Origin of the sequence: Lentzea sp. NPDC006480 (assembly GCF_040611995.1) — a bacterium.
Classification (GTDB): Bacteria; Actinomycetota; Actinomycetes; order Mycobacteriales; family Pseudonocardiaceae; genus Lentzea.
Genome location: NZ_JBEXPJ010000282.1, coordinates 1 through 6288 on the forward strand (window position 1 = coordinate 1; position 6288 = coordinate 6288).

6 protein-coding genes are annotated in these 6288 nt (G+C 68.7%); 3 read left to right on the forward strand and 3 right to left on the reverse strand.

Annotated elements, in window-relative coordinates; genetic code table 11:
* Positions 1 to 96 precede the first annotated feature (96 nt).
* Complete coding sequence (locus ABZX92_RS44680; protein WP_355572095.1) at positions 97 to 1104, reverse strand: DUF2891 domain-containing protein; 1008 nt, start codon at positions 1102 to 1104, stop codon at positions 97 to 99.
* Positions 1105 to 1269: 165 nt separating this feature from the next.
* Between ABZX92_RS44680 and ABZX92_RS44685 the strand changes: the two genes are divergently transcribed.
* Positions 1270 to 2658, forward strand: a complete 1389-nt coding sequence (locus ABZX92_RS44685) for a class II 3-deoxy-7-phosphoheptulonate synthase (RefSeq protein ID WP_355572097.1) — start codon at positions 1270 to 1272, stop codon at positions 2656 to 2658.
* A 72-nt stretch (positions 2659 to 2730) separates the two neighbouring features.
* Here the strand turns inward: ABZX92_RS44685 and pknB are convergent, their stop codons facing one another.
* Positions 2731 to 4743: a Stk1 family PASTA domain-containing Ser/Thr kinase gene (gene pknB, locus ABZX92_RS44690; protein WP_355572098.1), complete on the reverse strand. Its 2013-nt coding sequence runs from the start codon at positions 4741 to 4743 to the stop codon at positions 2731 to 2733.
* A 77-nt stretch (positions 4744 to 4820) separates the two neighbouring features.
* Here pknB and ABZX92_RS44695 point away from each other — a divergent pair, with 77 nt between their 5' ends.
* Together ABZX92_RS44695 and ABZX92_RS44700 are read left to right on the forward strand one after the other, a co-directional pair.
* The gene (locus tag ABZX92_RS44695) at positions 4821 to 5186 is read left to right on the forward strand and encodes an Rv2175c family DNA-binding protein (protein ID WP_355572101.1); all 366 of its coding nucleotides are present in this window, start codon (positions 4821 to 4823) and stop codon (positions 5184 to 5186) included.
* A 69-nt stretch (positions 5187 to 5255) separates the two neighbouring features.
* Complete coding sequence (locus ABZX92_RS44700) at positions 5256 to 5669, forward strand: hypothetical protein (protein ID WP_355572099.1); 414 nt, start codon at positions 5256 to 5258, stop codon at positions 5667 to 5669.
* Positions 5670 to 5686: 17 nt separating this feature from the next.
* Here ABZX92_RS44700 and ABZX92_RS44705 read toward each other — a convergent pair.
* On the reverse strand, positions 5687 to 6288 hold a 602-nt coding region (locus ABZX92_RS44705), incomplete at its 5' end, for a squalene/phytoene synthase family protein (protein WP_355572100.1).

Below are 6288 nucleotides of genomic sequence, written 5' to 3' on the forward strand. Positions count from 1 at the left end.
GCACTGCGCCCGCTGCTGAGCTGACGCGCCAGGGCGAGGTGGTTCTCCGCCGGCGCGATCCATGACGTCTTTTGCATAAGGACGCGTTGGTGCAGGTCAGAAGGCTTTGACGTCGAGGTATGCGGCGAACGTGCCGAGCCAGTGGTCAGCCATGTAGCCGTGGCCGCCGAACACGTAGGTCCACCCGGCCTCGCGGTGCGCGGCGGAAGCGGTGCGGGCCAGCGAGGCGTATCGGTGCCCCGCTGGGAGCGAGTCCGCGATGGCCTCCCAGTTCCAGGCACGGGACAGCGCGAGCCCCGCCAGGTGCGAGCCGTAGGGGTCGCTGGGGTCGTCGACCGGGAAGGGCTCGCGCAGCACCCGCCACCGGTCCGCGTCGAGGTCCGGCAGGTAGGCGTCGAACCAGGCGCCGAACTCCGGGGTGTCGAGGGCGCGGCGCATCAGGTCGGCCGTCGTGAGTGCGGGGGAGAGGAAGTCGGCGGCGTCCGGCTCGAACCCGCCGTACGCGACCTCCTCCCGGTGCCAGCGCAGAGCCGCGTCGATGCACGCCGACGCCAGCTCGAAGTCGCCGTTCACCTGAGCCGCGTCGAACACCAGGCCGGTCGCGAAGGCGGTGTTGCCGTGGGTGCCGGTGCGCACCGGGAGGCGCGCGGCCGAAATCCATTCGAGCCACCGGTCGCGCAGGACGTCCGCGATCGGCGCCACCGACCACGGCAGGCCGGAGGTGCGCAGTTCCGCGTCGAGCAGCAACAGCCACGCCCAGCCGTAGGGCCGCTCCCAGTGCCGACCCGAGGCAGAGGCGAAGAACGCGGCCTCGACAGCGCAGTTCTCCTGCGTGATCAGCTTCTCGAGCGCGTCACGGGCCGCATCAGCCCCCGTGAGAGAAGGACGCAGCCGCAAGAGACGCACGGCGAGCCACGTCTGGTGCACGCACGAGTGCCAGTCGAACGACCCGGCGAACACGGGATGCAGCACCCGTTGCGGTATCAGCCGGTCGTCGCCGTCGATGACGTGCGACCAGTGCACCGGGTGATCGCGCTGGATGTTGTCGATCGCGATGGCCAGCAGCCGGGTCGCGGTGCCGTCATCCAACCGGGTGGCGTCCATGGCCACATCATGCAGTGCGTCGTCTCAATAGGGCAGAGGTCGATAGTTGACAAGTAACAGACTTCACTCGCCCGCACGCCACCTGATGGCGCCCATAAGAACACCCCTCGAACTGCTGACAGGCCCGGCCCGGTCTCTCAGTGTGGGACAACTAGGATGAGCAGCGTGAACTGGACCGTGGACGTGCCCATCGACACGCTTCCCGAGCTTCCGCCGCTGCCTCCCGAGATGCGCAAGCGCCTGGACGACGCCCTGTCGCGCCCGGCAGCCCAGCAGCCCGAATGGCCCGACGCCGAACAGGTGCGTCGCGTGCGGACCGTGCTCGAGAGCGTGCCGCCGATCACCGTGCCCGCCGAGATCGACCGGCTGCACACGCAACTGGCGCAGGTCGCGAACGGTGAGGCATTTCTGCTGCAGGGCGGTGACTGCGCGGAGACGTTCGCTGACAACACCGAGCCGCACATCCGCGCGAACATCCGGACCCTGCTGCAGATGGCCGTGGTGCTGACCTACGGCGCGAGCCTTCCGGTGGTGAAGGTCGGCCGCATCGCCGGCCAGTACGCCAAGCCGCGTTCGTCGGGCATCGACGCGCTCGGTCTGCCGTCCTACCGCGGCGACATCATCAACTCCCTGGTCCCGACGCCCGAAGCGCGCGTCGCCGACCCCGGCCGCATGATCCGCGCCTACGCCAACGCCGGCGCGGCCATGAACCTGCTGCGCGCGCTCACCGGCGCGGGTCTGGCCGACCTGCACCGCGTGCACGACTGGAACCGCGACTTCGTGCGCACCTCGCCCGCCGGTGAGCGGTACGAGGCGCTGGCCGGCGAGATCGACCGCGGCCTGAAGTTCATGTCGGCGTGCGGCGTGAACGACCAGTCGCTGCACGGCACGGAGATCTTCGCCTCGCACGAGGCGCTGCTCCTCGACTACGAGCGCGCGCTGCTCCGCCTCGACACGACGCGCGACGAGCCCAGGCTCTACGACCTGTCGTCGCACTTCGTGTGGATCGGTGAGCGCACCCGTCAGCTCGACGGCGCGCACATCGCGTTCGCCGAGATGCTGTCGAACCCGATCGGTCTCAAGATCGGTCCGACGACGTCACCGGAGATGGCCGTCGAGTACGTCGAGCGTCTCGACCCGCGCAATGAGCCGGGCCGCCTCACGCTCATCTCGCGCATGGGCAACCAGAAGGTGCGCGACGTGCTCCCCGCGATCATCGAGAAGGTCGAAGCCAGCGGCCACAAGGTCATCTGGCAGTGCGACCCGATGCACGGCAACACGCACGAGTCGTCCACCGGCTACAAGACCCGGCACTTCGACCGCATCGTCGACGAGGTCCAGGGCTTCTTCGAGGTGCACCGCCGCCTCGGCACGCACCCCGGTGGCATCCACATCGAGCTCACGGGTGAGGACGTCACCGAGTGCCTCGGTGGCGCGCAGGAGATCTCCGACGACGACCTCGCCGGCCGCTACGAGACGGCGTGCGACCCGCGCCTGAACACGCAGCAGTCGCTCGAGCTCGCGTTCCTCGTCGCCGAGATGCTCCGCTCGTAAGGGTTTCCTGAAGACGAGCTGAAGAACGAAGGGCCCCGCGTCGAGAACGCGGGGCCCTTCTGTTTCCTCAGGTCAGAGCCCGACGATGGTGATCTCCGTGCCGCGCTTGACCTTGGTGCCCGGCGGCGGGTTCTGGTTCACGACCGTCGCGTTGTTGTTCCGGTTGAACTCGACCTTCACCTTGAAGCCGCGTTCCTCCAGTTCCTTCTTCGCGTCCCGGACCTTCTGCCGCGTCACGTCCGGCACCTCGATCTCCGAGTTGTCCTGGAAGAACACGGTGACGCGCTTGTTCGCGTTCCCCTCCAGCACAGTGCCCGCGGGCGGATCCGTCCGCACCACGCGCGCGTCATCGCCGTTGGCCGCGTCCTGGCCGGTCGCCTCGACCGGTTCCAGCCCGGCGCGCTGCAACTCGGCAAACGCCTCGTCCTTCGACTTGCCCTGCACGTTCGGCACCGGCCTGCGCGGCGCGGGACCCTTGCTCAGCACCAGGGTCACCGGGCTGTTGATCGTCAGGGCCGTCCCCGGACGCGGGTCCAGCGCCACGACCTTGCCGATCGGCACCGTGTCGTGGAACGCGTCCTTCGTCGGGTCCTTGGCCGCTTTCAAGCCCGCGGCTTCGATGTCCTTCGTCGCGGCTTCGACGTCGACGCCGGCGTTGATGAACGGCACGACGGGCTTGCCGCGCGAGACGACGAGCTTCACGGTCTCGTTCTTGCGCAGCTCCGCGCCCGCGGGGGGTTCGGTGCTGATGACCTGGCCGTTCGGCACGTCGTTCGACGGCACCTTCTCGACCAGCCCGGTGAGCTGCGCGGCCCGCACCAGCTGCGACGCGTTCACCTCGGACTGCCCGACCACCGCGGGCACGGCCGTCCAGCGGCCGGCGCCGAGGTACCAGGAGAACAGGCCGACGATCAACGCCAGCACCGCGACCACGGAGCCCCAGATGATGAAGAGCTTCTTGCGCCGCTTGCGCTCTTCCTCGACCGGGTCGATCTTCGGCTTCCGCTTCTGCGGGGGACGACGCCGCGGCTGCTCCGGGCGCGGCATCGCACGCGTGCCGGGGAATCCCGGCGGCGGCGTCGGCGGCGGGCTCGTGTTGATCGTCGTCATCGCGGACTGCACCGGCTGCACCGGCCGGGTCGCCTCGGCGATCGACGGCGGAGTGGCGCCGACCGAGACCGGAACCGGTCTCATGACCATCGTCTTGTCGTTCTCGGGCGCGGAGCCGGGCACGGGCACCGGCTGCGGCGTGAGGCCCAGCTCAGAGCCCACGCGCTCCAGCTCGGCGAGGAACGCGTCGGCGTTCGCGGGACGCAGCGACGGGTCGCGCCGCGTCGCCTTGCGCACCAGCGTGTCCAGCGCCAACGGGATGTCGGGGACGGACGGAACGTCGTTGTTCACGTGCTGGTAGGCCACCGAGATGGGCGTCTCGCCGCGGTACGGCGCCTGACCAGCCAGCATCTCGTAGAGCACGATTCCGGCCGAGTAGACGTCACTGCGCGCGTCCGCGGCACCCGTCTCCACCTGTTCTGGTGAGAGGTAGGCCACAGTGCCGAGGATCTCGCTGTCGCTCGTGACGCCGTTCTCGGCGATCGCGCGAGCCAGTCCGAAGTCCGCCACCTTGACCTGGCCACCCGGTCCGATCAGCACGTTCTCCGGCTTCACGTCGCGGTGCACCAGTCCGGCGCGGTGGGCCGCGCCCAACGCGGACAGCACGGGGCCGAGCACGCTCAACGCGATGGCAGGGGGGAGCTTGCCGCGCTGATTGAGCAGGTCACGGAGGTTTCCGCCGTCGATCAGCTCCATCACCAGGTACACCTGGTCACCGTCGACGCCCTGGTCGTGCACGGACACCACGGCCGGGTGATGCAACTGCGCGGCCGCGCGCGCCTCGCGCACGAAGCGCGCGACGAACGCCGGGTCCGCCGTCAGGCGCGGATCCATCACCTTCACGGCCACATCGCGATCGAGGCGAGTGTCGCGACCTCGATAGACGGTGGACATGCCACCCCGCGCGAGCACGGAGTCCACCCGGTAGCGCTGCTCGAGCAGTCCACCCATCACGTTCGAAACCGACCTCTCCACAGTGCGAGATGGTAAAGCTCAGGATGACCCGGTTGGCGGAAGGGCGTTCACAGTTCGGTTATGGCATCGTGACCCCCGTGAGTGCGATTCCTGCCGCTGCGGATGTACTGGCTGCCGACCTGGAGGTTCTTCCTCTCCCCGAGGTGGCCGACCGAATGGGACTCCCGGTAACGCGGGTCCAACAACTGCTGCGTGACGGGCAACTGCTCGCCGTGCGGCGGGACGGCGTTCTCGTCGTTCCCGAAGCGTTCCTCGCCGCCGGAACCGTGGTGAAGGGTCTGCCGGGCACCATCACGGTGCTCCGCGACCAGAACTTCTCCTCGGACGAGATTCTGCGCTGGCTCTTCACGGAGGACACGAGCCTCCCTGGCACTCCGATCGAAGCATTGCGCGGAGACCGTGGGCGTGAGGTAAAGCGGCGCGCGCAAGCCATGGGCTTCTAGTTCACACGATGCGGCGGTTCCGGGCGTCTCCCCAGGCGAGAGACGTCCGGAACCCCTGAACTGGTGCGCATGATCAACCAGCGTTTCACCACCGCTCTTGCCACCGGTCTCGCCGCTCTCGCTCTGCTGCTGTCGCCCGCCGTCGCTTCCGCCGCGCCCGCGGTGCACGCCAAGCCCACCACGCTCGAACTGGACGCGGGCGGCGCCAACGTCAAGATCAAGAAGGGCAACCAGCTCCAGATCAAGGGCAAGCTCGGCGCCCAGGGCGGTGAGCGTCAGCTGACGCTGGGTCTCGACGTCTTCGCCCAGGTCAGGGTCAACGCGGGCGTGTGGACCAACATCTTCACGAAGTCCTGCAGCCCGAACGCGCAGTTCAACGCCAAGCTGACCATCGACGCCTCGGCCGACCTGCGCCTCTACTTCCCCGGCACGAGCGCCTACGCCTCGGCGACGTCGAACATCGTCGGCGTCGTCGTCCTCTAGAACGTCCAACGGCGTGTTCATCTGACCATCGCGCGTGCGAGCAGTGCCCGGCCCGCGCCGGGCACTGCCACCGCGAGACGACGAGAGTTCGGCACCGCGACCCGCTTCCAGAGCACCTCGCAGCCGACCAGTCCCAAGATGTCGCGATACAGCGTGTACGCGGTCCGCATGCAGGGCCGCGACGCCGGCGACAGCATCCCGATCCCCGGCTCGGCCGACTGATATATCGCATACGAGTGCGCTACGAGATCGTCCAGCGCCCGTTGCACCTGGACGTTTGCACGACGACGGCAACGCACCCATTGCAAAAGGTCGCGGTCGACGCCGTGCGCGCCGAGGACGTCCTGCGGCAGGTACACCCGGCCGCGGTCGAGGTCCTCGCCGACGTCGCGCAGGAAGTTCGTCAGCTGGAAGGCCACCCCGAGCCTGGCCGCGTACGGCGCGGCCTCCTCACGGGGCACGACGGTGCCGAGCACCGGCAGCATCTGCAGCCCGATGACCTCCGCCGAGCCGTGCATGTACACGCCCGGCACAACCTCCATACGCCTGAGCTCAAAAGCCGCCTTCATCTCCTTGAAAGCCGGACCGATCAGAATCCGCGGCCTACCCCCGGGCTCGG